This is a genomic window from Pseudomonas sp. SAS7, from assembly GCF_052112345.1.
Lineage (GTDB): Bacteria > Pseudomonadota > Gammaproteobacteria > Pseudomonadales > Pseudomonadaceae > Aquipseudomonas > Aquipseudomonas putida_Q.
On sequence record NZ_JBEGGO010000011.1, the window covers coordinates 114,998 to 141,122 of the forward strand.

Genomic DNA, 26,125 nt, shown 5'->3' on the forward strand with positions numbered 1-26,125 from the left:
TCGCGCAGGTGATAGGGATCAGCGCCTGAATGAAAAAAGACCCGCGGCGCCTCTCGGCGCAGCGGGCCAAATCGGCCTTGGCCGCTTCAGTGTCAGATATGCAGGGCGTGGCCCAGGGCGCGCAATGCCGCTTCCTGTACCGCCTCACCCAGCGTCGGGTGGGCGTGAATGGTACCGGCTACATCCTCCAGGCAGGCGCCCATCTCCAGCGATTGGGCAAACGCCGTGGACAGTTCGGAAACCGCCACGCCAACGGCTTGCCAGCCCAGAATCAGGTGGTTGTCCCGCCGTGCCACCACGCGCACGAAACCGCTTTTCGATTCCAGGCTCATGGCGCGGCCGTTGGCGGCAAACGGGAACTGCGCGACGATGCAGTCCAGCCCTTGCTGGCTGGCTTGCTCCGGGGTTTTACCGACCACCACCACTTCCGGGTCGGTGAAGCACACCGCAGCAATCGCGGCAGGCTCGAAGCGGCGTGCCTTGCCAGCGATGATTTCGGCAACCATCTCGCCCTGGGCCATGGCCCGGTGCGCCAGCATTGGTTCGCCGGCCACGTCGCCGATGGCCCACACGTTGTGCATGCTGGTCTGGCAGCGCGCGTCGATGGCAATGGCGGCGCCGTTCATTTTCAGGTCCAGGCATTCCAGGTTGAAGCCTTGGGTGCGCGGCCGGCGGCCCACGGCCACCAGCACCTGATCGGCTTCCAGGCGCAGTTGCCCGCCCTTGCCGTCGTTGGCCAGCAGGCAACCGTTTTCGTAACCTTCGACGCTGTGGCCAAGGTGCAGGGCAATGCCCAGCTTCTTCAACGACTCGGCCACCGGGGCGGTCAATTCGCTGTCGTAGGTCGGCAGGATGCGCTCACGCGCTTCTACCACGCTGACCTGCGCGCCCAGTTTGCGGTAGGCAATGCCCAGCTCCAGGCCGATATAGCCACCGCCCACCACTACCAGGTGCTGCGGCAGGGCTTTCGGTGCCAGCGCTTCGGTCGAGGAAATCACTGGTCCACCCAGCGGCAGCATCGGCAGTTCGACACTGCTGGAACCGGTGGCGAGCAACAGGTGCTCGCACTGGATACGCTGGCCATCAACTTCGACCTGCTTGCCATCGAGCACCTTCGCCCAGCCGTGAATCACCGTGACCCCGTGCTTTTTCAGCAGGGCGGCCACCCCGGTGGTCAGGCGGTCAACGATGCCGTCCTTCCAGGCCACGCTCTGGCCGATGTCCAGGCGCGGCGAGGTAACGCTGATGCCCAGTTCCGACGGCCCGGCGAAGCGCGAGGTCTGGTGAAACTGCTCGGCCACATGGATCAGCGCCTTGGACGGAATGCAGCCGATATTCAGGCAGGTACCGCCCAGTGCCTGGCCTTCCACCAGCACTGTAGGAATGCCCAGTTGCCCGGCGCGGATGGCGGCCACGTAGCCGCCAGGGCCACCGCCGATGATCAACAGGGTAGTCTGGATAGTCTGTTGCATGCTTACTCCACGAACAGGCAGGCAGGTTGTTCGAGCAGGCCACGCACGGCCTGGATGAACAGTGCGGCGTCCATGCCGTCGACCACGCGGTGGTCGAACGAGCTGGACAGGTTCATCATCTTGCGCACGACGATCTGGCCGTCGATCACCACCGGCCGCTCAACCATGCGGTTGACGCCGACAATCGCCACTTCCGGGGTATTGACCACCGGCGTGCTGACGATGCCACCGAGGGCGCCCAGGCTGGTCAGGGTAATGGTCGAGCCCGACAACTCTTCACGGTTGGCCTTGTTGCTGCGTGCAGCGTTGGCCAGGCGGGAAATCTCGCCGGCATTGGCCCACAGGCTGCCCGCTTCGGCATGGCGCAGCACGGGCACCATCAGGCCGTTGTCACCCTGGGTGGCGATGCCCACATGCACCGCGCCATGGCGGGTGATGATCTGCGCTTCGTCGTCGTAGGTGGCGTTGATCTGCGGGAAGTCACGCAGCGCCACGACCAGGGCACGCACCAGGAACGGCAGCAGGGTCAGCTTGCCGCGGCTGTCGCCGTACTTGCTGTTGAGCTGCTGGCGCAGGGCTTCCAGGGCGGTGACGTCGATTTCTTCCACATAACTGAAGTGCGCGACCCGGCGCTTGGCGTCCTGCATGCGCTGGGCGATCTTGCGGCGCAGGCCGATCACCGGCAACTGCTCGCTGTCGCTGCGCTTGGCATAGCCATTGGGGGCTTGCCCGGCGGCGCTCTGCGGCTTGCTCATGAAGGCGTCGAGGTCTTCGTGCAGGATGCGCCCGGCCGGGCCGCTGCCATGCACGTAACGCAGTTCGATACCGGTATCCAGCGCGCGTTTGCGCACGGCTGGCGAGGCCAGCGGCTTGTCGCCCGGCTGGCGCGCCACGATGGGCGCCGGCTCATGGTTGGCGGGTGCCTGGTACGCAGCGGGTTTGACGTCTTTCTGCGGTTCTGGCTTGGCTGCAGCAGGGGCCGCTGGCGTTTCTATCTGTTTGGCCTGTGGCACATCCACATGGTTGCCGCTGCCTTCCACTTCGATGCGGATCAGCTCGCTGCCGACCGCCATTACTTCACCTGGCTGGCCACCCAGGGCCAGCACTTTGCCGCTGACCGGCGAAGGGATTTCCACGGTAGCTTTGTCGGTCATGACGTCGGCCACCACCTGGTCCTCGGCGATCATGTCGCCGACCTTGACGAACCATTCCACCAACTCGACCTGCGCGATGCCTTCGCCAATGTCCGGCATCTTGATGACGTGCGTGCCCATTCAGACCTCCATGACCTTTTTCAATGCCGCACCTACCCGCGAAGGCCCTGGGAAATACGCCCATTCCTGCGCGTGAGGGTAGGGGGTGTCCCAACCGGTGACGCGCTCGATGGGCGCCTCCAGGTGGTGGAAGCAGTGCTCCTGCACCAGCGACACCAGTTCGGCACCGAAGCCGCAGGTACGGGTGGCTTCATGCACCACCACGCAGCGGCCGGTCTTTTTCACCGACTCGACGATGGTGTCCAGGTCCAGCGGCCACAGGCTGCGCAGGTCGATCACTTCGGCATCGACGCCGCTTTCTTCGGCGGCCACCTGGGCCACGTACACCGTGGTGCCGTAGGTGAGCACGGTCACGTCATTGCCGGGGCGGGTAATGGCGGCCTTGTCCAGCGGCACGGTGTAGTAACCGTCGGGCACGGCGCTGTGCGGGTGCTTCGACCACGGCGTTACCGGGCGGTCGTGGTGGCCGTCGAACGGGCCGTTGTACAGGCGCTTGGGCTCAAGGAAGATCACCGGGTCGTCGCATTCGATCGAGGCAATCAGCAGGCCTTTGGCGTCGTACGGGTTGGACGGCATGACGGTGCGCAGGCCGCACACCTGGGTGAACATCGCTTCCGGGCTCTGGCTGTGCGTCTGGCCACCATAGATGCCACCGCCGCACGGCATGCGCAGGGTCAGCGGGGCGATGAACTCGCCGGCCGAACGGTAACGCAGGCGCGCCATTTCCGAGACGATCTGGTCGGAGGCGGGGTAGAAGTAGTCGGCGAACTGGATCTCCACGACCGGGCGCAGGCCGTAGGCGCCCATGCCCACGGCGGTACCGACGATGCCGCTTTCGGAGATCGGCGCGTCGAACACGCGGGATTTGCCGTACTTGTTCTGCAGGCCTTCGGTGCAGCGGAACACGCCGCCGAAGTAACCGACGTCCTGGCCGTAGACAACCACATTGTCGTCGCGCTCAAGCATGACATCCATGGCCGAGCGCAGGGCCTGGATCATGGTCATGGTAGTGGTGGCCATGGCGGTTTCCGGGTTGATGCTGTTGTTGTGATCGTTCATCTCAAACCCCCAGTTCCTGGCGTTGACGGCGCAGGTGGTCGGGCATTTCCTTGTACACGTCCTCGAACATCGAGGCGGCGCTCGGGATGTGGCCGTTGGCCAGGGTGCCGTACTGCTCGGCTTCTTTCTGCGCGGCAATCACAGCAGCCTCGAACTCGGCCGTGGTGGCCTGGTGTTCTTCTTCGGACCAATGGCCGATCTTGATCAGGTGCTGCTTCAGGCGGACGATCGGGTCGCCCAGCGGGAAGTGGCTCCAGTCATCGGCGGGGCGGTACTTGGACGGGTCGTCCGAGGTCGAGTGCGGGCCGGCGCGGTAGGTGACCCACTCGATCAGGCTAGGGCCCAGGCCGCGGCGGGCGCGTTCGGCGGCCCAGCGCGAGGCGGCGTACACGGCGACGAAGTCATTGCCGTCAACCCGCAGCGAGGCAATGCCGCAACCTACACCACGGCCGGCGAAGGTGGTCGACTCGCCACCGGCGATGGCCTGGAAGGTAGAAATGGCCCACTGGTTGTTGACCACGTTGAGGATCACCGGGGCGCGGTATACGTGGGCAAAGGTGAGGGCGGTGTGGAAGTCTGACTCGGCCGTGGCGCCGTCGCCGATCCACGCCGAGGCGATCTTGGTATCGCCCTTGATCGCCGAAGCCATGGCCCAGCCGACCGCCTGCACGAACTGGGTCGCCAGGTTGCCGCTGATGGTGAAGAAGCCAGCCTCGCGTACCGAATACATGATCGGCAACTGGCGGCCCTTCAGCGGGTCGCGCTCGTTGGACAGCAGCTGGCAGATCATCTCCACCAGCGACACGTCGCGGGCCATCAGGATGCTTTGCTGGCGGTAGGTCGGGAAGCACATGTCGGTGCGGTTCAGCGCCAGCGCCTGGCCGCTGCCGATGGCTTCTTCGCCCAGGCTCTGCATGTAGAAGGACATCTTCTTCTGGCGCTGGGCAACCACCATGCGGCTGTCGAAGATCCGCGTCTTGAGCATGGCGCGCATGCCTTGGCGCAGGATTTGCGGGTCAATGTCTTCGGCCCACGGGCCTTGGGCATCGCCCTGCTCATCGAGCACGCGGACCAGGCTGTAGGACAGGTCGGCGGTGTCGGCAGCATCGACATCCACAGGGGGTTTACGGGCTTGACCTGCATCGTTGAGGCGCAGGTAGGAAAAATCGGTCTGGCAGCCTGGCCGGCCGGTGGGCTCGGGCACATGCAAACGCAGGGGGGCGTACTCGTTCATGCTTTTTACGCTCGCTCGGGTATTTGTTTTTGTGAGCTCTGAAGCGGCCGCCGCTGAATACCGGCTTGTGACTGGTAGGTCAGCGTCATCTACATCTTAGTGGCCCGGCAGGAGAATTTTTCTCTCAAGTTGATTGCCTTTGCCGAGCGGTGCAGATAAACATTCCGCATAAACAAAAAAAACCGGTGATTTTGTCTCATGCGCAAACTCGATCGTACCGATATCGGCATTCTCAACAGCCTGCAGGAAAACGCCCGCATCACCAACGCCGAGCTGGCACGCTCGGTCAACCTGTCGCCCACGCCCTGTTTCAACCGGGTGCGGGCCATGGAGGAACTGGGGGTAATCCGCCAGCAGGTGACGTTGCTTTCACCCGAAGCGCTTGGGCTGGATGTAAATGTGTTCATCCATGTCAGCCTGGAAAAGCAGGTGGAGCAGTCGCTGCACCGCTTCGAGGAGGAAATTGCCGAAAGGCCAGAGGTAATGGAGTGCTATCTGATGACCGGGGACCCGGATTACCTGTTGCGGGTACTGCTGCCGAGTATCCAGGCGCTGGAGCGGTTTCTCGATTACCTGACGCGGTTGCCGGGGGTGGCCAATATCCGCTCGAGTTTTGCCTTGAAGCAGGTACGGTACAAGACGGCTCTGCCGTTGCCGGCCAATGGCATGACCTTGCGGGAATAGCTGGCTCATGTACCAGCCTCTTCGCGGGTGAACCCGCTCCCACAGGGACCCCACAAGTCTTGAAGACTATGCAGTACCTGTGGGAGCGGGTTTACCCGCGAAGAGGCCAGTACAGGTGTTTAAAGCGGGTGCTTGATATTTTAAACACCCCCAGCCTATGTTGTTGTCAGCGCACAACAACAAGGACAAGCGTCATGAGCACCGCTCAGCTTCAGGGCATCGATGAAATCGAATGCGTCACCCCCGACCTCAATGGCGTCCCGCGCGGCAAGGTGATGACCGCCGAAGGCTTTCTGGAAGGCCGCCGCCTGCAAATGGCCCGGGGGGTGTTGCTGCAATGCATCATGGGCGGCTACCCGCCGGCGAAGTTCTACGGCAGCGACGACGGCGACCTGGCGTTGGTGGCCGAACCCAGCCAGGTCCATCGCCTGCCCTGGAGCAGCGACGGCCGCGCCCTGGCCATCTGCGATGCCATTGAACTGGATGGCCGGCCCTCGGCACTGTCCACCCGTGGCCAGCTCAAGGCGGTGATCGCCCGCTACGCGGCCCTGGGGTTGGCGCCCGTGGTGGCGACCGAACTCGAATTCTTTGTTTTTGCCCCCAACAGCGACCCGCAGCAGCCGTTCCAGCCACCCGTTGGCAGCGATGGCCGTCGCGAGCTTGGCCATTCGGCGTTCAGTGTCAGTTCCAACAATGGCCTGCGCCCGTTCTTCAAAGAGGTGTACCACTGCATGGCCGCGCTCGGCCTGCCGCGCGATACGTTCATGCATGAAATGGGCGTCAGCCAGTTCGAGATCAACCTGCTGCACGGCGACCCGCTGGTGCTGGCTGACCAGACCTTCCTGTTCAAGCACCTGCTCAAGGAAGTGGCGCTCAAGCATGGGCTGACCGTGGTGTGCATGGCCAAGCCGCTGTCGCGTACGCCTGGCAGCTCCATGCATATTCACCAGAGCCTGGTCGAGGCCGGCAGCGGGCGTAACGTGTTCAGCGACGAGCAGGGCCAGCCGACCGACATCTTCTACCATTTCATCGGCGGCCTGCAGGCGTGCATGGCCGACTTCACCGCGCTGTTCGCGCCCAACGTCAATTCCTATCAGCGCCTGTGCCACCCCTATGCCTCGCCAAACAATGCCTGCTGGTCCGAGGACAACCGCGCTGCCGGCCTGCGCATTCCGGCCAGTGCGCCGGCAGCGCGGCGGGTCGAAAACCGTTTGCCCGGTGCCGACACCAACCCATACCTGGCCATCGCCGCCAGCCTGGCTGCCGGGCTGCACGGTATCGAGCAGCGCCTGCAACCTTCCCCGGCCATTCAGGGCGAGTTTGAAGTGCCCGAGCACCTGAGCCTGCCGTGTACCCTGCATGCCGCCCTTGAACGGCTCAAGCGCAGCGCGCTGGCACGGGAACTGTTCGGCAGCGAGTTCATCGAAGGCTACATCGCCAGCAAGACCCTGGAGCTGACTGATTTCTTCGACGAGATCACCCCGTGGGAGCGCCGGGTGCTGGCGGCACAGGCCTGATCGCGACACCATCTGCACCGGGCACGCCCTGGTAGCGCTATTTCGCTGCCGAGGGCCTGCGCGACGCGGTTTTTGCCCTTATGCTTCTACCACCCAACCGTCACCAGACCAGGGAGCTTCTCGGTACGTATGCGAAATGTATGGAAGCCGTTTCAGTCGTTGTATTTCGCCGCGCTGATGATGTTGATCGGTTCGGGCCTGCTCAGTACCTACCTGGCCCTGCGCCTGGCGGCCGACCATGTCGACAGCCTGTGGGTGGGTGCGTTGATGGCGGCCAACTACTTTGGCCTGGCCGTCGGCGGCAAGGTCGGCCACCGGCTGATCGGCCGGGTCGGGCACATTCGCGCCTATGCCACTTGCGCCGGTATCGTCGGTGCGGCGGTGCTGGGGCATGGGCTGACCAATTGGCTACCGGCCTGGGTCGGGCTGCGGATGATCGTCGGCCTGGGCATGATGTGCCAATACATGGTCATCGAGAGCTGGCTCAACGAGCAGGCCGATGTGAAACACCGCGGTGCGGTGTTCAGCGGCTACATGATCGCCTCGTACCTGGGGCTGGTGCTCGGCCAGCTGATCCTTGTGGTGCACCCTGAGCTTGGCCCGGAGCTGCTGATGCTGGTGGCGATGTGCTTTGCCCTGTGCCTGGTGCCCGTGGCAATGACCCGGCGCATTCACCCGGCGCCCTTGCGCCCGGCACCGATGGAGCCGAAGTTCTTCATCAAGCGCGTGCCGCAGTCGCTCAGCACGGTATTGGGCTCGGGGTTGATCGTCGGCTCGTTCTACGGCCTGGCGCCTTTGTATGCCTCAAGCCAGGGGATGGCGACCGAGCAGATCGGTCTGTTCATGGGTAGCTGTATTTTTGCCGGCCTGCTGGTGCAGTGGCCGCTGGGCTGGTTGTCTGACCGTTACGACCGGGCGGTGCTGATCCGCAGCGTGGCAATAGGCCTGGCGCTGGCGGCTGCGCCCTTGGCGATACTGCCCAGTGTGCCGCTGGAGATGCTGTTCGGTATCGGCTTCCTGATTTCGTTGCTGCAGTTCTGCCTGTACCCGCTGGCGGTGGCGTTTTCCAACGACCACGTGGAAAGCGAGCGGCGGGTGTCGCTGACGGCCATGCTGCTGGTGACCTATGGCGTGGGCGCGTGCATCGGGCCACTGGCGGCGGGCGTGCTGATGAAGGTGCTGGGCCCGCAGATGCTGTATGCGTTCTTCGTGTTCTTCGCCCTGGTGCTGGTATGGCGCATTCGGCCGAAAGCGGTTACCGGGCTGCACCAGGTGCAGGATGCACCGCTGGGCCACGTGGCGATGCCGGCGGCCGGCTCGCCCTTGTCGGCAGCGCTGGACCCGCGGGTGGATGAGCAGACCGTGCAGGACGTGATGCAGACCCCCGTGGCGGCAGAAGACACGGAAGCCGATCAGGCATCGGCTGAACGCGAGGTGATGCCGCCCGCCGAGGTAGACAGGTCGGCTTGACCCTGATGCCCACCGTCCATGCACTGCCTGCCATGCAGCGGTGGGCGTAAGTCATGACTTGGCAGTCATGCTAGCCTGATGTTGCGTAACGAGAATGTCAGTATTTCGCCCTCACGGTTCCCGGCATGGAAGTACCAGGTGTCGCTTGGTGAAGAATAGATGTTCGATACCCTGTAGCCTTGGGCGTCGCGCAGGTAGAAGTCGACCGCTTCGGCGCTGGCAAGCTCGCCGTCCCATTCCTGCAACGTTTCGATCTTCCAGAAGTTCGAGCCTTGGAGACGGTCCAGTAGCCTTGGAGGGTCGAGCAGATCAGTGGCTGCGCCAATGAGGTTGGTGCCATACAACCCGAGCCAGCCGTCGAGACCTTGCTCAAGCCGCGCCCAGCCATCGCTGGCTGGGCTCCTGCACTTGATCTGATAGTGAATGCGGTCGGCCGTCTCTTCGAGGTACTCAAACTTGAATACGATCGGCTCGAACCCGTTACCGGGGCGCCCCTTCCTGGCGCATAGCCACCCATCCTGGGTCAACTCGTTGAAGACCGAGCCAAGGGTAGGGATGAGATGCGTATCTGCTATCCCAACTTGGCCGTAGCTGCAATGCAGCTCAGCGATGAAATCGGAACGAATCATAAGGTTGCTACTCCTGGAGCGCCTCAGGGCAGGGCGCGTCCTGGAGACAGTAACGGCTCAGGGTAAGGAGAAGCAGCAGGAAGCGTTTCTGGTTACCGGCCAGGCCGGAAGGGTCAGTAGTCGTCCTTGTCGAACCGCCGCGCCTCACGCTGTAGCTGGTACACAAAGCTCTCGATCTTGCGCTGAGCCTGCCCGCTCAGGTTATGGAAGCGCACGCCAGCGAAGGTGGTGTTGATGTGCTCTTCATAGTGCAGGTGACGCAACTCGACCATGGTGTCCACCAGGCCCAGCGGGTTGCCCGCCTTGAAGCGCTCGTACACCTGGCCCAGTTGCAGGCGGCTTTCTACATCGCCTTCAAACCGCAGTTTGCAGCCGGTGGCCGAGATATCCAGCAGCTTGCCACGCAAGGCGCCGTTACCCTTCAGGTGGGTGCCATCGAGGATGATGTCGACCAGTTGCGACAGCTTCAGGGCGGCGCGGAAGGCGTTGCGGCGCTGGTGGTAGGTCACCTCTTGCGGCATGGCGCCGCTGTAGCAGCGGTGGCCGTCGACTTCGCTGATCTTCAGCGCGTGGTTGCATTCCCAGGCGATGCGCACGCCATCGTGGAAGCCCTCAACGCGGAAGTGCTCGCCGTTTTCGATGAATTTTTCACCGTCGCGCGGGATCATCTCGTCCAGTGCCAGCGTGTTGCTTTCACGGTCCACGTGCACCACGTAACTCTGGAAACGCTGGCTGCGGTCATGGAAGGTGATGATCAGGGGGTCGTGGCTTTCCTGCAGTTGCCGCAAGTTGGCCGCAATCTCCAAGGGGGTGTTCAGCACCTTTGGCGGTTGCGGGGCTTCGGTTTCATTGAACACGGCTTATCGTTCTCCAGGCAAAAGCGACACACGCAAGTAACGGCATTTTGCCAGTATGTTCCGTGCCTTGATAGAAAAATCACACTTGGCTGAGGGCCCGTGGCTTGGCCAGCAGCGAGGTGCTGCCGCGGCTGTCGTAGAGCGACGGCGAGTCGCCGCCCATGAGGATTCTGATCTGGTTGTTGGTGACGTGTTGCTGCACCTGGATGATCCGGCCGTTGGTCTGGTTGACCTGCTGGCAGTCATCCATCAGTTTCGACAGCATGTCCAGCCGCTGCAGCATCGCCTCGCCATGGGGCGATTGGGCAGCTACCGCTTGCACGCCAGTGCGATCGGCACTCAGGCCCAGGCTGCCGAGCAACTGGCTGCGGCGCTGGCCATGCTGCTCGAGCAAGATGATCAGCGACTGCTTGCGCGCCAGAATCTGTTCCAGCAGCGGCATGTCGCGGCCATGCAGGGCGATCGCTTCTTTATTCAGAAGGTCGAGCAGTTCCTGCATCGGGGCAATGTCATCTTCGATCAGTTGCAGCAAGGTGGTGTCGTGCATGGCTAACTCTTGGCTTTTCTAGCGTCCGTGAAGTCAGCGCGCCGAACGGTCAGCGCTGGGCTTCGAAATCGAGCAGTTTGCTGGCGATCTTGCCGGCATCGACCTGATAGCTGCCGTCGGCGATTGCCTGTTTCAACTGGGCCACACGGGCACTGTTGACGACTGGCTCGTCGCGCAGCTTGTCGCTGATCTTCTGCAACTGCTGTGCCTCTTGGCTGAGGTGTACCGCTTCTCCGCTGGCGCTGGTGCTGGTGGCCGCTTCCTGGCTGGCGGCCGGTTTTTCGGCGCTGCCGGGCGCGCTGTTGCCGCGCACGCCGCCCGTGACGGACGGAGAGTTATTCAAACGACTGAAGTCGATGACCATGATCAGGAACCTCTGGGTATTTGGACGCTTGCCTTGTTTTCGGCCAACCCGAAAGAAACTTTAGGCACAAATGCTTGGCCGCCTGTCAGCAAGCTCGCCAACCCGTTCTCTGACACAGTTTAGGAAAAGCGGTTCCTCACTGCCAGCGCAATCTGTGGCTGGCTACATGCTCACCTCGACCTGGCCCGGGCCAGTCACCCTGGCCTTGACCACCCGCTTGGAATTCAGGTTGCGTACCCGTATCTGTTCGCTCAGGCCGCCCTTGCTCAGGGCCTCGCCCGGCATGCGCACGCTCAGGCTGCCACTGCGGGCGATGATCACCACCTGGTCGCCCTTGCGCACCACCTCGGCCTGCTCCAGATGCTGCGGAGTGAGTACCTGATCGATGACCGTGGGGCGCAGCATCTTCATGCCCACCGCCTGGTCCAGTTCGGTCAGAAAACCCTGGCCAAGGGTGCCGACATCGCGCTCGCGCAGGGCCACGTCGCCTTCGCCCACCGTGTTATCGCGCTTGAGTGGGCGGGTGACCACCACCACGTCGCGGAACAACCGCACCGTGGCCGGGACAAACACCGTCCACGGGGCCGCACTGTCGCAGCGCACCCGTACCGTTACCCGGCCAAGTGGCAGGGAAGGGCTTTCCAGCGAGGCGTCCAGCTGCTGGCTGCACAACGGCATGCGCAGGCGTGGGTCCAGCGGGTTGACCTGGATTTCATAGCGGCCGGGGGTCTGGGTGGTGGCCAGGTAATCTTCTACGGTGAATTCAAGAAACCCTTGGGTGACACCGATAAGCTGTTCAGGCAAGGTGAGCGCGTCCGCTACCGTGCGAACGCCGGGCGCCAGCAGGCACAGCGTGGCCAGCGAGCCAGTCAGCAGGCGCGTCAATCGTCGGAAAAATGTCGTTTTCGTATGCATGACGCTCAAAAAAGCAAAGCCCGTGCCGACTCGTAACCTGAGTTGCAACGAAAGGCTGAAAGATTAAGGAGTCTGGCATGGCGGGTGTTATGGATTCGGTCAACCAGCGCACGCAGCTGGTGGGGCAGAATCGCCTGGAATTGCTGCTGTTCCGCCTCAACGGCGAACAGCTTTACGGCATCAACGTGTTCAAGGTCAGGGAAGTGCTGCAATGCCCTGCGCTGACCCTGCTGCCCAAGGCGCACCCTGTGGTGCGTGGCGTTGCCAACATTCGCGGAGCGACCATCCCGATCCTCGACTTGTCGATGGCCACCGGGTTGCGGCCACTGCAGGAAGAAACACGCAACAGCTTCGTGATCATTACCGAGTACAACACCAAGACCCAGGGTTTCCTGGTGCACTCGGTGGAGCGCATCGTCAACATGAACTGGGAAGAGATCCACCCGCCACCCAAGGGCACCGGCCGTGACCACTACCTGACCGCGGTCACCCGGGTAGATAACCGCATGGTCGAAATCATCGACGTGGAGAAGGTGCTGGCCGAGGTTTCGCCGTCGTCCGAATCGGTGTCGGCCGGCGTGATCGATGCCGAGACGCAGGACAAGGCCGTGTTGATGCGGGTGCTGACCGTCGACGATTCGTCGGTGGCGCGCAAACAGGTCAGCCGCTGCCTGCAGACCGTGGGGGTGGAAGTCGTGGCACTCAATGATGGCCGTCAGGCCCTGAACTACCTGCGTCAGCTGGTGGATGAGGGCAAAAAGCCGGAAGAAGAGTTCCTTATGATGATCTCGGACATTGAAATGCCGGAAATGGACGGCTATACGCTAACGGCGGAGATCCGCAGCGACCCGCGCATGCAAAAATTGCACATCTGCCTGCATACTTCGCTTTCCGGGGTGTTCAACCAGGCAATGGTCAAGAAGGTCGGCGCCGATGACTTCCTGGCCAAGTTCAAGCCGGACGACCTGGCCCAGCGGGTGGTCGACCGGATCAAGGCAGCGCATTGAAGCAGCCGGGGCAAGCCCCCGGCACCAGTGATTGAAAAGAGGCGGCAGTAGTGTCTACGGGTAATTTGGATTTCGAACAGTTCCGGGTATTCCTGGAGAAAGCCTGTGGCATCCTGCTGGGCGAAAATAAGCAGTACCTGGTTTCCAGCCGTCTCAACAAGCTGATGGAACAACAGGGCATCAAGAGCCTGGGCGAGCTGGTGCAGCGCATCCAGGCCCAGCCGCGCAGTGGTTTGCGCGAGCAGGTGGTCGATGCCATGACCACCAACGAGACCCTGTGGTTTCGCGATACCTACCCGTTCGAAGTGCTGAAGAACAAGGTGATCCCCGAGTTCATCCGCAACAACCCCGGCCAGCGCCTGCGCATGTGGTCGGCGGCCTGTTCGTCGGGGCAGGAACCGTATTCCATCTCGATGGCCATCGACGAGTTCGAGCGCAGCAACCTTGGCCAGTTGAAGATGGGTGCGCAGATCGTTGCCACCGACCTGTCCGGCACCATGCTCACCAACTGCAAGACCGGTGAGTATGACAGCCTGGCCATTGCCCGCGGCCTGTCCCAGGAGCGCTTGCAGCGCTACTTCGACCCCAAGGGGCCGGGGCGCTGGGCGGTCAAACCGGCGATTCGCAGCCGCGTGGAGTTTCGCTCGTTCAACTTGCTGGACAGCTATGCCAGCCTGGGCAAGTTCGACATCGTGTTCTGCCGCAACGTGTTGATCTACTTCTCGGCACAGGTGAAGCGCGACATCCTGCTGCGCATTCACAGCACGCTGAAGCCAGGTGGCTATCTGTTTCTTGGTGCCTCGGAGGCGCTGAACGGGTTGCCGGACCATTACCAGATGGTCCAGTGCAGCCCGGGGATCATCTACCAGGCCAAGTAAGGTATGTCTTGAGGTGGGCGGCGTTTGTGAGATCGAGCGCCGCCCGCGCGGCGCATCGCGAGCTGCGCTCGCTCCTACGTTTGTTTCGGGCCAATTATTCCTGGGGGAATTGCGCGCGAACGCCTTGGTGCATGGCGCGAAATTGCGTCGAACGAACAAAACGGTCGCGCGCGCCTGTCACAGGCGTTACTGGCCCGAAACAGACGTAGGAGCGAGCGCAGCTCGCGATGCGCCGCGCGGGCGGCGCTCGATCCTCCAGGCGAAACACGTCTATCGCCAACCACGTCTATCGCCAAACAATGACGTCAATTTTTTGGTTTGCCGCTTTTGCCGCCCGGCAATTGCCGCTTTCGCCGCCCAGGGCGGAAGGCCTTTGCCGCTTTTCTGGCATCACCCTGACAGCACTGTGCCTCGTAGCCCCGTATTTGTGGGCTTTGCATGGGTTGGCACAGCCCTTGCTATACCTTGCTCAACGAAATTCCGGTCAACCTCTGAAGGTTTCCCCGACATGAGCATCAGCTTCGACAAGGCGCTTGGTATTCACGAAAAGGCCATGGGCTTCCGCGCCCAGCGCGCCGAAGTGCTGGCCAACAACATCGCCAACGCCGACACGCCCAATTACAAGGCGCGTGACATGGACTTTGCCTCTGTGCTCGCCGCCGAAAGCGACAAGCAGCAGAGCGGCCGCTTCGCCATGGACCGCACCAATAGCCGTCACATCGAAGCCGAAGGCCTCGCCATCGCGGCCGACGATACCCTCAAGTACCGCACGCCGCTGCAGCCATCGATTGACCAGAACACCGTGGACGCGCAGATCGAGCAATCGAACTACACCGAAAACGCCATTGGCTTCCAGGCCAGCTTCACCTTGCTCAACAGCAAATTCAAAGGGCTGGTATCGGCCCTGCGGGGAGAATGACCATGTCCCTTTCCAGTGTCTTCAACATTGCCGGTAGCGGCATGAGCGCGCAGAACACGCGCCTGAACACCGTGGCTTCCAACATTGCCAACGCCGAAACCGTCTCTTCGAGCATCGACCAGACGTACCGTGCCCGCCACCCGGTGTTCGCCACCACCTTCCAGGATGCGCAAGCCGGCGGCAGCCAGTCGCTGTTCGAAGACCAGGGCGAAGCAGGGCAGGGGGTCCAGGTAAAAGGCATCGTCGAGGACCAGAGCACCCTGGAAGCACGCTACGAGCCAAACCACCCGGCGGCGAACAAGGACGGCTACGTCTACTACCCGAACGTCAATGTGGTCGAGGAGATGGCAGACATGATCTCCGCCAGTCGTGCGTTCCAGACCAACGCCGAGCTGATGAATACGGCCAAGAGCATGATGCAGAAAGTCCTGACCCTCGGGCAGTGATAGGAAACCGACATGACCACTACCAACTCCACCTCTGACGTCGGCAGCGCGTACTTGACCTCGCTGCAACAGCAGAGGTCGAAGACCGACAGCAGCACCGGCGCTGCCGGCAGTGCGCTGGGCAAAGATGCCTTCTTGCAGTTGCTGGTTACCCAGATGAAGAACCAGAACCCGCTCGATCCGCAGGAAAACGGCGAGTTCGTGGCGCAGCTGGCGCAGTTCAGCAGCCTCGAGAGCATGCAGTCGCTCAACGATTCGGTGACTTATATCGCGGCAGGGCTGCAGTCCTCGCAGGCGCTGCAGGCTTCGTCGCTGGTCGGGCGCAATGTGATTGTCCAGACCGACAAGGCCGTGGTCGACACCAGCAAGGATATGAAAGGCACGGTCAACCTGACGTCGTCGAGCACCGCCACCTCGGTGGGCATCTACGACAAGGACGACAAGCTGGTGCGCACCCTCGACCTGGGTACCCAGAAAGCCGGCAAGGTCGACTTTACCTGGAATGGCCTGAACGACGACGGCGAAGCAGCGCCAGCCGGTACCTACACCTTCAAGGCTACTGCCTCGATCGATGGCAAGGCCACGGCCATGACCACCAACCTGCCGGCCTCGGTTACCAGTGTGACCATGGGTACCAACGGTTCGGAGATGACACTCAACCTGGCCGGGCTGGGCAGTGTCGCGCTTTCCAAAATCCAAAGCATCGGCATCTAGGGCCTGAGCAAAACGACAGGAGTTACACATGTCTTTCAATACCGGCCTTAGCGGCCTCTATGCAGCGAACAAGGCCCTGAACGTTACCGGCAACAACATTGCCAACGTTGCCACGACCGGTTTCAAGTCGTCGCGCGCCGAGTTCGCCGACCAGTACTCCAACTCCATTCGCGGCACCAGTGCCGGCAAGAACGTGGTGGGCACCGGCGTGAAGACTGCCGCCGTGTCGCAGATGTTCACCCCGGGCAACATCAATGGCACTGGCCAGGCGCTGGACATGGCCATCGATGGCAACGGTTTCTTCGTGATGAACGACAACGGCTCGAAGATCTACACCCGCGCCGGTGCCTTCTACAGCGACAAGGACGGCTACGTGGTCAGCTCGTCGGGCGCCAACCTGCAAGGTTATGCGGTGGATGCCAACGGCAAGATCGTCCAGGGCGTGCTGACCAACCTGCAGATCGACACCTCGAACCTGACGCCGAACCCGACCGGGCGCATTTCCGAGAACGTCAACCTCAACTCCACGGCGACTGCACCCACCCAGACGCCATTCGATCCGACCAACACCAGCACCTACAACTACACGTTCAATACCGACGTGTACGACAGCCAGGGTAACGCGCACCAGCTGAACCAGTACTTCGTCAAGGATGCCACCAGCAACTCCTGGACCATGTACACCACCATCGACGGGCGCAACCCGGCCAACCCGGCCTCGACCACGCCGCTGGCCAACAATCTGCCGTTCAAGTCTGACGGCACGCTAGATTCTGCCTCGATGACGGCAGGTCCGGTGGCCGGTGGCATGACCATCGCGGCCAACAAGACCTTCACCCTCGACAACTGGATCCCGGCACAGAAGAATGCCGCCGGTGTATGGAGCGCCAACGGCGCTACCGCCAACGTCGCCGGGGTCAACCTGGACATGCTCGGTACCACCCAGTACAACGCAGCCTCGGCCACCACCGCCAAGAGCCAGGACGGCTTTGCCACGGGTGAGCTGTCGGGCCTGACCATCGACGAAAGCGGCAACATGTTTGCCAACTTCACCAACGGCCAGGACAAGGTGATCGGCCAGGTGGCTATCGCCAACTTTGCCAACCTGCAGGGCCTGACCCCGATTGGTGGTACCAACTGGAAAGAGTCTTACGCCTCGGGCGTGCCGGTGATCGGCGCCCCGGACACCGGGACCTTGGGCCAGATTACCGGCGGTGCACTGGAGGACTCCAACGTCGACCTGACCGGCGAGCTGGTCAACCTGATCAAGGCGCAGAGCAACTACCAGGCAAACGCCAAGACCATTTCCACCGAAAGCACCATCATGCAGACCATCATCCAGATGACCTGATGGCCGTGGGGCTGCTTTGCAGTCCGTCGCGACACAAGTCCGCTCTTACAGGAGATCGCATTTCCCTGTAGGAGCGGCCTTGTGCCGCGATGGGCCGCAAAGCGGCCCCAGATTCTCGAAGGTTCCCCCTCCATGCAACGGCTAATGCTCACCGCCCTCCTGGCCATGGCCTTGCCGCTCTCGGCCGCTCCCGCCCCGTTCTACCAATGGCAAAGCCTGGCCACCGGCCGCTACCTGTGCTCTGCCAACAACCCGGGCGAGGGCTGGGTACGCCATTCCGGCCCTTACAATAACGCCGCTTGCCGCACCTTCTGAGCAAGCCCTTGCCGCAGGCGGCAAACTTCCGCCGACAAACTGACGTTTGTTGCCTGTTGCCGCGCTGAAGCCCCCGTAAACAGGCGGTTTCAGACTTGGTTCGATTATTGCTTCGAACCTGCCCAGTGACAGCGCGGCAGCGACGCGCAGAGGAGATACTGTGGACAAGTTGCTTTATGTGGCCATGACCGGCGCCAGCCAGAACGCGCTGGCGCAGAAGGCCCACGCCAACAACCTGGCGAACATTTCCACCAACGGTTTTCACCGCGACCTGGAGCAGGCCCGGTCGATGCCGGTGTTCGGCGACAGCTTTCCGGCGCGTGCCTTTGCCATGACCGAGCGCCCGGCCACCGACTTCAGCGAAGGCCCGATGGTCGAGACTGGTCGTGACCTGGATGTTGCCGTGACCGGCAAGGGCTTCATCGCCGTGCAGGCACCGGACGGCAGCGAAGCCTACGTGCGTACCGGTAGCCTGAACATCGACGCCCTTGGCGTGCTGCGTGCCGGCAACGGCATGCCGGTGATCGGCAACGGTGGCCCGATCGCCATCCCGCCAGAACAGAAGGTTGAGGTGGGCGCCGACGGCACCCTCAGCATTCGCTCCATGGGCGAAGACCCGCGGGTGATGGCCGAGGTCGACCGTATCAAGCTGGTCAACCCGGACACCAAAGGCCTGGTAAAAGGCCCCGACGGTCTGATTCACACCACCTCCGGCCAGCCGGCCGACGCCGACGTCAACGTACGGGTGGTAGCGGGCTTCCTGGAAGGTAGCAACGTCAACGCTGTCGAGGAAATGACCTCGGTGCTGGCGCTGTCCCGCCAGTTCGAACTGCACGTCAAGATGATGAACACGGCCAAGGAAGGCGACGAAGCCATGGCTCGGGTTTTGCAAATCGGCTAATCACTTTTGAACGGGTGCCGTAAAACAGGCGCACGAGGAGAAACTACATGCTTCCGGCTCTTTGGGTCGCTAAAACCGGCCTGTCCGCCCAGGACACCAACCTGACGGTCATTTCCAACAACCTGGCCAACGTTTCCACCACCGGCTTCAAGCGTGATCGCGCCGAGTTCGCAGACCTGCTCTACCAGATCAAGCGTCAGCCTGGCGCGCAGTCGACCCAGGACAGCGAGTTGCCTTCGGGCCTGCAGGTGGGTACCGGTGTGCGCATTGTCGGTACGCAAAAAAGCTTCGTCGCTGGTAGCCTGCAAACCACCGAGAACCCGCTGGACATGGCGGTCAACGGCCGTGGCTTCTTCCAGATCCTGCAGCCGGATGGCACCGTGTCGTACACCCGTGACGGCACCTTCCACTTGAACTCCGACGGCCAGATCGTCACCGCCAACGGCTACGCCCTGGAGCCTGCCGTGGTCGTGCCGAACGACGCGCAAACCTTCACCGTGGGCCAGGATGGCACCGTGTCGATCACCACGGCCGGCAACCCTGCAGCGCAGGTGATCGGCAACATCCAGACCGCCGACTTCATCAACCCGGCTGGCCTGCAGGCCATCGGCGACAACCTGTTCCTGGAAACTGCCGCCAGTGGCGCGCCGCAAGTCGGCACCCCGGGCCTGAACGGTTTCGGTACGACCCAGCAGCAGACCCTGGAAAACTCCAACGTCAGCACCGTGGAAGAGCTGGTGAACATGATCACCACCCAGCGCGCCTACGAGATGAACTCCAAGGTCATCTCCACCGCCGACCAGATGCTGTCGTTCGTGACCCAACAGCTCTAAGCCCTGTCGCTTCGTTACACCCGTGAGGTATGCACCATGAATCGTCTGTTGTCCGTGTTCGCCCTGGGGGGGGCGGTGTTGCTGGCAGGTTGCGTCGGCCCGACGCCCAAGCCCAACGACCCGTACTACGCGCCGGTACTGCCGCGCACCCCGTTGCCGGCAGCGGCCAACAACGGTTCCATCTACCAGGCCGGTTTCGAGCAGAACCTGTACAGCGACCGCAAGGCGTTCCGGGTGGGTGACATCATCACCATCACCCTCAACGAGAAAACCTCGGCCAGCAAGAACGCAGGTTCGCAGATCCAGAAGAACAGCAAGGCCGACATCGGCCTGACCTCGCTGTTCGGCAGCACACCGAACACCAACAACCCTTTTGGCGGCGGTGACCTGTCGCTGGAGGCCGGCTACAACGGCGAACGTGCCACCAAGGGCGACAGCAAGGCTACCCAGGGCAACACCCTGACCGGTTCGATTACCGTGACCGTGGCCGAAGTGCTGCCCAACGGCATCATTGCCGTGCGCGGCGAGAAGTGGCTGACCCTGAACACCGGCGAAGAGCTGGTGCGCATTGCCGGCATGATCCGCGCCGATGACATCGCCACCGACAACACCGTGCCGTCCACCCGTGTGGCCGACGCGCGCATCACTTATTCCGGTACCGGTTCGTTCGCCGATGCCAGCCAGCCCGGGTGGCTGGACCGCTTCTTCATCAGCCCGCTTTGGCCTTTCTGAGTACGGATGACCATGTTCAACGTGAGGCAGCTGATTGCCGCAACCCTGCTCCTGTCCTGTGCCTTCGGTGCCCAGGCAGAGCGCTTGAAGGACATCGCCAGCATTTCTGGCGTGCGTTCCAACCAGTTGATCGGTTACGGCCTGGTGGTGGGGCTGAACGGCACGGGTGACCAGACCACCCAGACACCGTTCACCCTGCAAACTTTCAACAACATGCTGTCGCAGTTCGGCATCAAGGTGCCGGCCGGCTCCGGCAACGTGCAGCTGAAGAACGTCGCGGCGGTGTCGGTGCATGCCGACCTGCCGGCGTTCGCCAAGCCCGGCCAGGTGGTGGACATTACCGTGTCGTCGATCGGTAACTCCAAGAGCCTGCGTGGCGGCAGCCTGCTGATGACCCCGCTAAAGGGTATCGACGGCAACGTCTACGCCATCGCCCAGGGCAACCTGGTGGTGGGGGGCTTTGACGCCGAAGGCCGTGACGGCTCGAAGATTACCGTCAACGTTCCGTCGGCCGGTCGTATCCCGGGCGGCGCCAGTGTCGAGCGGGCCGTGCCGAGCGGCTTCAACCAGGGCAACACCTTGACCCTGAACCTCAACCGCCCCGACTTCACTACCGCCAAACGCATCGTCGACAAGGTCAACGACCTGCTCGGCCCCGGTGTGGCCCAGGCCGTGGACGGTGGTTCGGTGCGGGTCAGTGCGCCGATGGACCCCAGCCAGCGCGTGGATTACCTGTCGATCCTGGAAAACCTCGAAATCGACCCGGGCCAGGCGGTGGCCAAGGTCATCATCAACTCGCGTACCGGTACCATCGTCATCGGCCAGAACGTCAAGGTGTCGCCGGCAGCGGTCACCCACGGCAGCCTGACCGTGACCATTACCGAAGACCCGATCGTCAGCCAGCCGGGGGCGTTTTCCAATGGCCAGACGGCCGTGGTGCCACGCTCTCGGGTAAACGCCGAGCAGGAAGCCAAGCCGATGTTCAAGTTCGGCCCGGGCACCACGCTGGATGAGATCGTCCGTGCGGTGAACCAGGTGGGCGCAGCGCCCGGCGACCTGATGGCCATTCTCGAAGCCCTGAAACAGGCCGGCGCGTTGCAGGCCGACCTGATCGTGATCTGAGGACGGCGCGCATGAACATCAAAAGCCAGGTTTCCGGCAGTGCCGACAGCGGCGCGTACACCGACCTCAACCGCCTGAGTGCCCTCAAGCACGGTGACCGCGACAGCGAAGCCAACGTGCGCAAGGTGGCCCAGGAGTTCGAGTCGCTGTTCATCAGCGAAATGCTCAAGGCCTCGCGCAAGGCTAGCGACGTGCTGGCCGATGACAACCCGATGAACACCGAAACGGTCAAGCAGTACCGCGACATGTACGACCAGCAACTGGCCGTGAGCATGTCCCGCGAAGGTGGCGGTATCGGTCTGCAGGATGTGCTGGTGCGCCAGCTGACCAAGGGCCGCAGTGCGTCGATCAACACCAGCCCGTTCCCGCGTGCCGACGGCAGTGGCCCGGCGCTGTGGGGCAACAAGGTGGCAGAGCCGGTGCATGCCACGGACTCGGCCGCCACCCGCAACGACGTCGCCGCGCTCAACTCGCGGCGCCTGGCCTTGCCGAGCAAGCTTACCGACCGCCTGCTGGCCGGCATCGTGCCATCGGCCGCCACGGCCAATAACGCCGCCGTGCCGGCCCGTGACGGCCAGCAAGTGGCCAAGGCCTTCGCCGTGCCGGACAACGGCCTGCGCATTGTTGGCCGCGCCGTGGCCCAGCCGCCGCTGGCGCCGAACAAGGCCTTTACCGACAGTGACGAATTCGTCGCCACCATGCTGCCGATGGCCGAGCAAGCGGCCAAGCGCATTGGTATCGACCCACGCTACCTGGTGGCCCAGGCCGCGCTGGAAACCGGCTGGGGCAAATCGGTGATGCGCAATACCGATGGCAGCAGCAGCCACAACCTGTTCGGCATCAAGGCCACCGGCAACTGGCAGGGTGAGCAGGCGCGGGCGATCACCAGCGAGTTCCGCGATGGCCAGTTCGTCAAGGAAACCGCGGCGTTTCGCAGCTATGACTCGTACCAGGACAGCTTCCACGACCTGGTGAACCTGCTGCAGGGCAATTCTCGCTATCAAGATGCGCTGGACTCGGCCGATAACCCTGAGCAGTTTGCAAGAGAGCTGCAGAAGGCAGGTTATGCGACCGACCCGGGCTATGCGAAGAAGATCATCAGCATCGCCCAGCAAATGCAGTCAACCCCGCAATACGCCATGGCTGGCAGAACCACGAATCTATAAAAGGACTAAATCATGTCGAGCCTGATTTCCATCGGCCTGAGTGGCCTGAGTGCCAGCCAGGCGGCCTTGTCGGTAACCAGTAACAACATCGCCAACGCCGCGACCAGTGGCTACTCGCGCCAGCAGACGGTTCAGGCGGCAGGGCCCTCGCACAACATCGGCGCGGGGTTCCTGGGTACTGGTACCACGCTGGCGGACGTGCGCCGCATCTACAGCTCGTATCTGGACAACCAGCTGCAGACCGCTACCTCGCTGCAGGCGGACTCGGTTGCCTTCCAGGACCAGATCACCAGCATCGACAAGCTGCTGGCCGACCGTGATACCGGCATCAGCTCGGTCCTTACCGCGTTCTTCTCGGCCCTGCAGACGGCGGCGGCCAAGCCCGGTGACGTTGCCTCCCGGCAGCTGTTGCTGACCCAGGCGCAAACCCTGAGCAACCGTTTCAACGCGGTGAGCACTCAGCTGACCCAGCAGAACGAAACGATCAACTCCCAGCTCGACACCATGGCTGGCCAGGTCAACAAGCTCACCGCCAGCATCGCCGAGTACAACAAGCAGATCGCGGCGGCCTCGGGCACCGGCAACACGCCCAACAGCCTGCTGGATGCGCGCAGCGAAGCAGTGCGCCAGCTCAACGAGCTGGTCGGCGTGACCGTACAGGAACGTGACGGCAACTACGACGTGTACCTGGGCAGCGGCCAGTCGCTGGTTACCGGCAACAAGGCCAACACCTTGTCGGTGCAGCCGGGTGCTGCCGACAAGAGCCAGGCCAGCCTGCGCATCAACTATGAGTCGTTCAGCTCCGACGTGACCTCGGTGGTGACTGGTGGTGCGATCGGCGGCCTGCTGCGTTACCGCCAGGACGTGCTGATACCGTCCATGAACGAGCTGGGCCGTGTCGCCCTGGTGGTGTCGGACAGCATCAACAGCCAGCTGGGGCAGGGCCTGGATGCCAATGGCCAGTTTGGCAGCTCGCTGTTCTCCAGCATCAACAGCGCCACTGCCGTTGCCCAGCGCAGCCTGGCTTCGTCGAACAACAGCACCGGCTCCGGCAACCTGGACGTGACCATCGCCAACAGCGGTGCGTTGACCACCTACGACTACGAGGTGAAGTTCACCAGCGCCAACCAGTACAGCGTGCGCCGCTCCGACGGCACCGACATGGGCAGCTTCGACCTCAGCACCGACCCGGCGCCGGTGATCGACGGCTTCAGCCTGTCGCTGAAAGGCGGTGGCCTGGCGGCCGGCGACAGCTTCAAGGTGATCCCTACCCGTGCGGCGGCCGGCAGCATCACCACCACCCTGACCGATGCCAACAAGCTGGCCTTCGCCGGGCCGATCAGTGCCACTTCGGGTAGCGGCAACAGCGGCACCGGGACCATCACCCAGCCTACGCTGGGCGAATCGCTGGATATCTATGGCGGTGCCGACACTGCACTGATCCAGCAGTCGATTCGCGACTCGATGCCGGTGCGCGTAGTGTTCGACGCCGCCAGTGGTGGCTCCCAGGGCTACAAGCTGTTCGATGCCAAGGGCACCCAGATCGGCACCGGCAGCGTGGTGCCGGGTACCGACAACAAGCTGTCGGTGGCTGTGCCAATGCTGGATGCTGCCGGGCAGCCGATTCTCGATGGCAGCGGCAACCCGCGCACGTTCAGCGTCGAGACCACCATCGGCGGCAGCCCGGCAGCCAATGACAGCTTTACCCTGTCGTTCAATGCCGACGGCAAGGCCGACAACCGCAACGCCACGGCGCTGCTGGGCCTGCAGACCAAGGCGACGGTGAACACCGGTTCCGGCGGTGGCACCAGCTTCACGTCGGCCTATGCCTCGCTGGTCGAGCGCGTGGGCGCCAAGGCCAACCAGGCGACCATCGACACCACGGCGACCGAGGCGGTACTCAAGTCCGCCAGCGAAAGCCGCAGCGCGGTGTCTGGCGTCAACCTCGATGACGAGGCGGCCAGCCTGGTGAAATTCCAGCACTACTACACGGCTTCGTCGCAGATCATCAAGGCGGCGCAAGAAACCTTCAGCACCCTGATCAATGCCTTGTAAGGAGTAGACTCTCGTGCGTATTTCCACTGCTCAGTTCTATGAGGCCAGCGCCAGTAGCTACTCCAAGAACTTCTCCGCCATGAACAAGACCAACGATCAGGTCACGTCGGGTATTCGCATCCAGACCGCGGCCGATGACCCGGTCGGCGCGGCGCGTCTGCTGCTGCTGCAACAGCAGCAGTCGCTGCTGGACCAGTACAGCGGCAACATCAACACGGTGAGCAATGCCCTGCTGCAGGAGGAGAGCGTGCTCTCCACCATCAACGACGCCATGCAGCGCGCCAGCGAGCTGGCGATCCGTGCTGGCGGCCCTGGGGTTACCGACTCTGACCGTGTGGCCATCAGTACCGAGCTGAAAGAGATCGAGGCGAACATCTTCGGCCTGCTCAACTCGCGCGATGCCAACGGCGACTACATGTTCGGCGGCTCCAAGAGCACCACGCCACCCTATGTGCGCAACTCCGACGGCACCTACAGCTACAACGGTGACCAGACCCAGCTGAGCCTGCAGGTGTCCGACACCCTGAATCTGGCCACCAACGACACCGGCTTCACCATCTTCGATTCCGCCAGCAACAAGAGCCGCACGCAGTCGACCCTGGTGGTGCCCGCCACTGACGATGGCGTGGTCGGGGTATCGTCTGGCCTGATGACCTCGAGTACCAGCTACAACAACAGCTTTACTGCCGGCCAGCCGTACAAGCTGACCTTCACCAGTGCGACCCAGTACACCATCACCGATGCAAGTGGCAGGGACATCACCTCTGAAACCGCCACCAACGGTACCTTCGACAGCAAGACCGAAGGCGCCAACCGCATTGCCCTGCGTGGCGTCGAGTTTGAAATCACCGTTACCGTGGAGGAGGGCGCCGATGCCGACGCCGCGGTGGCAGGGCGCGAGTTTTCCCTGGAGGCGCGCCCGGACTCGTTCAACACCACCCGCAACGCCAGCAACACCTCCAGCGCCCAGGTCACCAGCGGCACCGTGTCCGACGAAGCGGCTTATCGCAGCACCTTCCCCAGTAACGGGGCTGTGATCAAGTTTACCGGGCCTGGCGCCTACGAGCTCTACGCCCAGCCCCTGACGGCTGACAGCAAGGCAGTAGCCACGGGCACCTACACCGCACCAGCCTTGACGGTGGCGGGTGTCACGTATCAGGTGAGCGGTTCGCCGGAGGCGGGTGACCAGTTCGCGGTTACCGCCAATACGCACCAGAACCAGAACGTTCTGGAAACCCTCAGCCAGTTGCGTGCTGCGCTGGATACGCCGGTAACGGGTGTAGGCCAGGCCAATGCGCTGAAGGATGCGGCGGCCTCGGCAATCGCCAACCTGGCCAGTGCCCGTGAGCAGGTCGATATCACCCGTGGTTCGATCGGCGCCCGGGGCAATTCGCTGGAGATCCAGCGCCAGGAGAACACCAGCCTGGGCTTGGCCAACAAGACCACCCAGAACGCCATCGGTAACACCGACATGTCGCAGGCGGCCATCACTTTGACCTTGCAGCAGGCCATGCTGGAGGCCTCACAGCTGGCCTTCTCGCGCATTTCGCAGCTGAGCCTGTTCAACAAGCTCTGATCTGTCTTGCTGAAACCGGGGCCGCTTTGCGCCCCTTCGCGGGCTTGCCCGCTCCCACAGCGATTGCGCGGGCCTCAGGCGCACGCAA

Annotated in this window: 26 protein-coding genes; 17 read left to right on the plus strand and 9 right to left on the minus strand. The window is 62.8% G+C overall.

Annotated features, from left to right (window positions below; translation table 11 throughout):
- Positions 1 to 92 precede the first annotated feature (92 nt).
- Genes lpdA through ABI582_RS18700 form a run of 4 tightly spaced genes read right to left on the minus strand, consistent with a single transcriptional unit; the run spans position 93 to position 5,039 of the window.
- On the minus strand, positions 93 to 1,472 hold the full coding sequence (gene lpdA / locus ABI582_RS18685; RefSeq protein WP_442119903.1) for a dihydrolipoyl dehydrogenase: 1,380 nt from the start codon (positions 1,470 to 1,472) through the stop codon (positions 93 to 95).
- 2 nt (positions 1,473 to 1,474) lie between these two features.
- A complete protein-coding gene (locus tag ABI582_RS18690; protein WP_338744808.1) occupies positions 1,475 to 2,746 on the minus strand; it encodes a dihydrolipoamide acetyltransferase family protein in 1,272 nt (423 codons plus the stop codon).
- Entirely contained in the window at positions 2,747 to 3,805 is a 1,059-nt protein-coding gene (locus ABI582_RS18695) for an alpha-ketoacid dehydrogenase subunit beta (RefSeq protein WP_016488476.1), read from the minus strand.
- Between the two features lies 1 nt (position 3,806).
- A complete protein-coding gene (locus ABI582_RS18700) occupies positions 3,807 to 5,039 on the minus strand; it encodes a 3-methyl-2-oxobutanoate dehydrogenase (2-methylpropanoyl-transferring) subunit alpha (protein ID WP_016498508.1) in 1,233 nt (410 codons plus the stop codon).
- Positions 5,040 to 5,237: 198 nt separating this feature from the next.
- Here ABI582_RS18700 and bkdR point away from each other — a divergent pair, with 198 nt between their 5' ends.
- The 3 genes from bkdR to ABI582_RS18715 all read left to right on the plus strand — a co-directional run bounded on the left by bkdR (position 5,238) and on the right by ABI582_RS18715 (position 8,710).
- A complete protein-coding gene (gene bkdR, locus ABI582_RS18705; RefSeq protein ID WP_012273540.1) occupies positions 5,238 to 5,723 on the plus strand; it encodes a Bkd operon transcriptional regulator BkdR in 486 nt (161 codons plus the stop codon).
- A gap of 275 nt (positions 5,724 to 5,998) precedes the next feature.
- The gene (locus ABI582_RS18710) at positions 5,999 to 7,240 is read left to right on the plus strand and encodes a glutamine synthetase family protein (protein WP_442119947.1); all 1,242 of its coding nucleotides are present in this window, start codon (positions 5,999 to 6,001) and stop codon (positions 7,238 to 7,240) included.
- 129 nt (positions 7,241 to 7,369) lie between these two features.
- Positions 7,370 to 8,710 (plus strand): MFS transporter, encoded by a 1,341-nt coding sequence (locus ABI582_RS18715; RefSeq protein WP_338744805.1) that lies wholly within the window; start codon positions 7,370 to 7,372, stop codon positions 8,708 to 8,710.
- 65 nt (positions 8,711 to 8,775) lie between these two features.
- Here ABI582_RS18715 and ABI582_RS18720 read toward each other — a convergent pair whose 3' ends face one another.
- From ABI582_RS18720 to flgA, 5 genes are all read right to left on the minus strand, one after another.
- The gene (locus ABI582_RS18720) at positions 8,776 to 9,339 is read right to left on the minus strand and encodes a hypothetical protein (protein ID WP_338744804.1); all 564 of its coding nucleotides are present in this window, start codon (positions 9,337 to 9,339) and stop codon (positions 8,776 to 8,778) included.
- Positions 9,340 to 9,452: 113 nt separating this feature from the next.
- The gene (locus ABI582_RS18725) at positions 9,453 to 10,196 is read right to left on the minus strand and encodes a flagellar brake protein (protein ID WP_338744803.1); all 744 of its coding nucleotides are present in this window, start codon (positions 10,194 to 10,196) and stop codon (positions 9,453 to 9,455) included.
- Between the two features lie 79 nt (positions 10,197 to 10,275).
- Positions 10,276 to 10,743, minus strand: a complete 468-nt coding sequence (locus ABI582_RS18730) for a flagella synthesis protein FlgN (RefSeq protein ID WP_019471387.1) — start codon at positions 10,741 to 10,743, stop codon at positions 10,276 to 10,278.
- Positions 10,744 to 10,792: 49 nt separating this feature from the next.
- Positions 10,793 to 11,107 (minus strand): flagellar biosynthesis anti-sigma factor FlgM, encoded by a 315-nt coding sequence (gene flgM / locus ABI582_RS18735; RefSeq protein ID WP_338744802.1) that lies wholly within the window; start codon positions 11,105 to 11,107, stop codon positions 10,793 to 10,795.
- 162 nt (positions 11,108 to 11,269) lie between these two features.
- Positions 11,270 to 12,022, minus strand: a complete 753-nt coding sequence (flgA, locus tag ABI582_RS18740; RefSeq protein ID WP_041167646.1) for a flagellar basal body P-ring formation chaperone FlgA — start codon at positions 12,020 to 12,022, stop codon at positions 11,270 to 11,272.
- 77 nt (positions 12,023 to 12,099) lie between these two features.
- Here flgA and ABI582_RS18745 point away from each other — a divergent pair, with 77 nt between their 5' ends.
- The 14 genes from ABI582_RS18745 (at position 12,100) to ABI582_RS18810 (ending at position 26,037) form a co-directional block, all read left to right on the plus strand.
- Entirely contained in the window at positions 12,100 to 13,029 is a 930-nt protein-coding gene (locus ABI582_RS18745) for a chemotaxis protein CheV (RefSeq protein ID WP_258653544.1), read from the plus strand.
- Between the two features lie 50 nt (positions 13,030 to 13,079).
- The gene (cheR, locus tag ABI582_RS18750) at positions 13,080 to 13,907 is read left to right on the plus strand and encodes a protein-glutamate O-methyltransferase CheR (RefSeq protein ID WP_426811030.1); all 828 of its coding nucleotides are present in this window, start codon (positions 13,080 to 13,082) and stop codon (positions 13,905 to 13,907) included.
- Between the two features lie 508 nt (positions 13,908 to 14,415).
- Complete coding sequence (flgB, locus tag ABI582_RS18755) at positions 14,416 to 14,826, plus strand: flagellar basal body rod protein FlgB (RefSeq protein WP_016498517.1); 411 nt, start codon at positions 14,416 to 14,418, stop codon at positions 14,824 to 14,826.
- 2 nt (positions 14,827 to 14,828) lie between these two features.
- A complete protein-coding gene (gene flgC, locus ABI582_RS18760; protein ID WP_026034446.1) occupies positions 14,829 to 15,272 on the plus strand; it encodes a flagellar basal body rod protein FlgC in 444 nt (147 codons plus the stop codon).
- A gap of 12 nt (positions 15,273 to 15,284) precedes the next feature.
- On the plus strand, positions 15,285 to 15,986 hold the full coding sequence (gene flgD, locus ABI582_RS18765; protein ID WP_059394769.1) for a flagellar hook assembly protein FlgD: 702 nt from the start codon (positions 15,285 to 15,287) through the stop codon (positions 15,984 to 15,986).
- Positions 15,987 to 16,014: 28 nt separating this feature from the next.
- Positions 16,015 to 17,337 carry a flagellar hook protein FlgE gene (gene flgE, locus ABI582_RS18770; protein ID WP_338744799.1) on the plus strand — a complete coding sequence of 441 codons (1,323 nt, stop codon included), beginning with the start codon at positions 16,015 to 16,017 and terminating at the stop codon, positions 17,335 to 17,337.
- A 132-nt stretch (positions 17,338 to 17,469) separates the two neighbouring features.
- Complete coding sequence (locus ABI582_RS18775) at positions 17,470 to 17,652, plus strand: hypothetical protein (RefSeq protein WP_338744798.1); 183 nt, start codon at positions 17,470 to 17,472, stop codon at positions 17,650 to 17,652.
- A 160-nt stretch (positions 17,653 to 17,812) separates the two neighbouring features.
- Entirely contained in the window at positions 17,813 to 18,553 is a 741-nt protein-coding gene (locus ABI582_RS18780) for a flagellar basal body rod protein FlgF (RefSeq protein ID WP_442119904.1), read from the plus strand.
- A gap of 47 nt (positions 18,554 to 18,600) precedes the next feature.
- On the plus strand, positions 18,601 to 19,386 hold the full coding sequence (flgG, locus tag ABI582_RS18785; protein WP_012273525.1) for a flagellar basal-body rod protein FlgG: 786 nt from the start codon (positions 18,601 to 18,603) through the stop codon (positions 19,384 to 19,386).
- 36 nt (positions 19,387 to 19,422) lie between these two features.
- Positions 19,423 to 20,118, plus strand: a complete 696-nt coding sequence (gene flgH / locus ABI582_RS18790) for a flagellar basal body L-ring protein FlgH (protein ID WP_016488460.1) — start codon at positions 19,423 to 19,425, stop codon at positions 20,116 to 20,118.
- 12 nt (positions 20,119 to 20,130) lie between these two features.
- Complete coding sequence (locus ABI582_RS18795) at positions 20,131 to 21,240, plus strand: flagellar basal body P-ring protein FlgI (RefSeq protein WP_025753854.1); 1,110 nt, start codon at positions 20,131 to 20,133, stop codon at positions 21,238 to 21,240.
- A gap of 11 nt (positions 21,241 to 21,251) precedes the next feature.
- Positions 21,252 to 22,406 carry a flagellar assembly peptidoglycan hydrolase FlgJ gene (gene flgJ, locus ABI582_RS18800; RefSeq protein WP_442119905.1) on the plus strand — a complete coding sequence of 385 codons (1,155 nt, stop codon included), beginning with the start codon at positions 21,252 to 21,254 and terminating at the stop codon, positions 22,404 to 22,406.
- Between the two features lie 12 nt (positions 22,407 to 22,418).
- Positions 22,419 to 24,461, plus strand: a complete 2,043-nt coding sequence (gene flgK / locus ABI582_RS18805; protein ID WP_442119906.1) for a flagellar hook-associated protein FlgK — start codon at positions 22,419 to 22,421, stop codon at positions 24,459 to 24,461.
- A 13-nt stretch (positions 24,462 to 24,474) separates the two neighbouring features.
- A complete protein-coding gene (locus ABI582_RS18810) occupies positions 24,475 to 26,037 on the plus strand; it encodes a flagellar hook-associated protein 3 (RefSeq protein ID WP_442119907.1) in 1,563 nt (520 codons plus the stop codon).
- Positions 26,038 to 26,125 lie beyond the last annotated feature (88 nt).